Here is a 3,182-nt window from a genome sequence, read left to right as displayed (position 1 = left end):
GCCAGTAAACAATCCATTTTTAAGCGAAAAATTACAAATTTCGCCCGAGAACTAAAAGCGCAAGTTGTTGGCACTCTTGTTCATTTCCTTGGAAAAGCTCATCGACGATTTGGTTCAGCTTGATGCCAGACAGTTTGCGCTTTTGTGCCTCACGAACACGTAGTGCTATTTGACATTCAATTGGTAGCTCACTTACTTGATGTGGTTGCCACGCTGATAGCTTTTCGCTGAAGTTGTTTAACGATAATTTGGGTTTAAAATGCGTGGCTTCACTTTTTAGTACATGAAGAAGGTGCGAATAGATTTCATCGTTAGGTTGACATTGACTCAGGTGATCACAAGCGGCTTGGCTCAGTTCAGATAAGGTGACGTAACCCGCTTGATGGGAAAAATCGGCGGTTAAACGTACTGAAAAATCGACACGCTGCCACTGCGTATTAGGAAAAATAGTCAGCGAGCATAAACAGTCAAAAGGGATCCAAAAACTCTGCTTTGCTTCAACTGAATATTCATGTTTGCCAAGTTTACACAGTACTAATCCGCTCATTACTCGAATCAAACTGTGTTTGATGACTTTCTTGCGAGGGGTGACAACTAAGTTAGCAGACAGTAAGGCTTCAAATTGAATCGCGTAGTTCATGGTACTTCTCACTGATTTTGGGGCGCTAAGAGTACCTTGTCTCACAGAAAATGCCAAATATGCGAACTAAAATCACCTTATTCTGGTCTGACCTTAGTGAATCTGTTACGACTGTAGCTGCGAGCTACGTCAACTATGCGTAGAATGAGCCAGCTTTTTATTTGATGTATGAATATATGACCACCACAACTGATCCTTATGTAGATATCCGTCCTTACAACGACGATGAGATTCCAGCGGCTATTGACCGTTTAATCAATGATGAAGAATTTATCTCAGCTATTTTGCAACATCGTTTTGATAAACGATCTGCTTGGCTAAAATCGATACTGAGCCCTTTTGTAAAAGCATACTTAAAGTTTAAATGGGCCAAACTCACGTCCGTGGAAGCAATCCAACTTGAAGTGAAGAAATACCTCACGAAAACACTAGAATCAACGACACAAGGTGTCACCTTCAGTGGTCTCGATAAATTGGATAAACAGACGGCTTATTTATTTATCTCTAACCACCGTGATATCGCGATGGACCCAGCATTGGTCAATTATGGTCTGTATATGTCTGGGCATAAAACTGTACGTATTGCGATTGGTGATAACTTATTGAAAAAGCCTTGTGCTACAGAGCTGATGCGTCTTAATAAGAGCTTTATTGTGAAACGCTCGGCTAAAGGCCCGCGCGAGATGATGAAAGCGCTCAGTACCTTATCTGCTTACATTAAACACTCACTTGAAACTGGAAATTCTATCTGGATAGCGCAAAAAGAGGGACGAGCAAAAGATGGTAACGATTTTACCGATCCGGCCATTTTGAAAATGTTCCATGTGGAAGGGCGCAAGCAGAAAATAGAGTTTGCTCAGTATATTCAATCGCTCAAAATTGTCCCGGTCGCGATTTCATATGAAAACGATCCGTGTGATATGGCCAAAGCGTGTGAGTTATATGAAAAAGCGACGCATGGGCGTTATGAAAAAGGAGAATTTGAAGATATTGAAAGCATTGTCCAAGGTATTGTCGGTGAGAAAGGCCGAGTGCATGTTGGCTTTGGTGAAGTGATTACTCAAGCATTTGAAACGCCAGAAGCATTGGCGCAAGAGATCGATCGCCAAATTCACGCAAACTACAAATTATTCCCGATCAATAAGTTAGCGGCTGGGATAGAAAGTAGTGATATCACGCCAGATATCCGCGCTCACTTAGAAAGCAAGCTGACCCAAATCCCTGAAGGGGCACAGCGCTATTTACTCGATAGCTACGCCAACCCAGTAAAGAATCAGCAATAATCATTAAACGATGAAGAGAGGAGCTCACGGCTTCTTCTCTTCTCTTCTCTTCTCTAGCCTATCTTGCGACCGCGCCGCCAAGGGTCAGTTTGCTTGGCCATTTACTGATGACATTACCTCCCAAATAAATATTACCATTGACGGTCATCGTGTCAGGAAATTCGGTGATTTTGGAACCGCCAATAAACAAACTCCCTTCCACGACTAAACCTTCGGGCAATTGGGTTAATGGCGTTCGAATTACGCTCAAATCCCCCTTGACTAAGAGATTCGCAGGCAGCGTTTCAAGCGGTGTATCCGTGAAATTCAGGTAACCACCGACCTTGATTCTCATTGGCCACGATTTGATTTTACTACCCAGTAAGTTCGCATAACCACGAATGGTGGTACCTTTTGGAATATTCTCTAGCAAGCTATTAGATGCTTCTAAACTACCCTGCACATTCAAGCCCTTAGGCAGGGATTTTATCGATGTCTTAGCAATATTTAGGTTGCCTTTGAGCGTGAGATTTTCGGGTAGTGTTGTGTAGGGTTTATTACGCAAATAGAGATTGCCATAATTATCAAGGTGGTTAAGGATTTGATATTGATCGAGCGGCTGTGACCATGCACAAGAGGCATAGAGAAGGTTGCATAATGTTAGTAAAAGCGAAAACTTATTCATAAAGCCTGCAGATGAAGACACGATACCTAGAGTATCGGCAGATTACGGTTAAGCTTCAATAATGCATTGCCTAGGATGAGAAAGCAAAGTGCTTGGGCGATAAAAAAGCGAGCCATGATTAGGCCCGCTAAGAGCAATTAGATTAACGAGCCAAAGAGCGCGACTTCAGTTCAAAAATAAGTTTTTCGGCACTGACTTCAAATTTGAAACGTGCATGCAATTCAGTAGAGTTATCGTCTAACGGTGAAACTTCAAACTCAACATTATCTGAAACCTGTTTGGCAAGAGCGAGGTACTTCTCAAATTCAGCTTCTAGCTGAGCTTTGTTGGGGGCCATGACCATCACTTCGGCAACTTCATCACCTTCTTTGATAATAAAGCCAATTTCGCCAGCGCAGCCACATGCTTCGCAGACTTGGATATCAACGTCTTTTTCGATACTCATTGTGAATCCTCTTAGTAAATGTATGGACATTCTAACGGGCAAATCGTTTATCAGCCACAAAAAGCCAATCAGGTTTGGGGTAAATCGCGTCTTATTTTGGTTGTTCGAAAGTTTTTAGCCATCGTTATGAATTAATGAGTGTGATACTGC

General features: G+C 42.3%; 4 protein-coding genes. 1 reads left to right on the top strand and 3 read right to left on the bottom strand.

Features of this window, described 5'->3' with window-relative positions; genetic code table 11:
* Nucleotides 1-31: 31 nt before the first annotated feature.
* On the bottom strand, nucleotides 32-640 hold the full coding sequence (locus B9J84_RS05755; protein ID WP_017043337.1) for a hypothetical protein: 609 nt from the start codon (nucleotides 638-640) through the stop codon (nucleotides 32-34).
* A gap of 176 nt (nucleotides 641-816) precedes the next feature.
* Here B9J84_RS05755 and B9J84_RS05750 point away from each other — a divergent pair, with 176 nt between their 5' ends.
* Nucleotides 817-1,923 carry a 1-acyl-sn-glycerol-3-phosphate acyltransferase gene (locus B9J84_RS05750; protein WP_026028217.1) on the top strand — a complete coding sequence of 369 codons (1,107 nt, stop codon included), beginning with the start codon at nucleotides 817-819 and terminating at the stop codon, nucleotides 1,921-1,923.
* A 58-nt stretch (nucleotides 1,924-1,981) separates the two neighbouring features.
* Here B9J84_RS05750 and B9J84_RS05745 read toward each other — a convergent pair whose 3' ends face one another.
* Entirely contained in the window at nucleotides 1,982-2,608 is a 627-nt protein-coding gene (locus tag B9J84_RS05745) for a hypothetical protein (protein ID WP_013867989.1), read from the bottom strand.
* A gap of 121 nt (nucleotides 2,609-2,729) precedes the next feature.
* Entirely contained in the window at nucleotides 2,730-3,032 is a 303-nt protein-coding gene (locus B9J84_RS05740; protein WP_010318562.1) for a YfcZ/YiiS family protein, read from the bottom strand.
* Between the last annotated feature and the right edge of the window lie 150 nt (nucleotides 3,033-3,182).

Origin of the sequence: Vibrio sp. V03_P4A6T147 (assembly GCF_002241085.1) — a bacterium.
In the GTDB taxonomy this organism is placed as follows: Bacteria; Pseudomonadota; Gammaproteobacteria; order Enterobacterales; family Vibrionaceae; genus Vibrio; species Vibrio anguillarum.
The sequence above is the reverse complement of the archived record's forward strand: the minus strand, read 5'-3'. Positions and strand labels throughout refer to the sequence as shown.

Bases quoted from the DNA above. Each gene is read 5' to 3' on its own strand.
- B9J84_RS05755 (WP_017043337.1), bottom strand. From the start codon at position 640: ATGAACTACGCGATTCAATTTGAAGCCTTACTGTCTGCTAACTTAGTT.
- B9J84_RS05750 (WP_026028217.1), top strand. From the start codon at position 817: ATGACCACCACAACTGATCCTTATGTAGATATCCGTCCTTACAACGAC.
- B9J84_RS05740 (WP_010318562.1), bottom strand. From the start codon at position 3,032: ATGAGTATCGAAAAAGACGTTGATATCCAAGTCTGCGAAGCATGTGGC.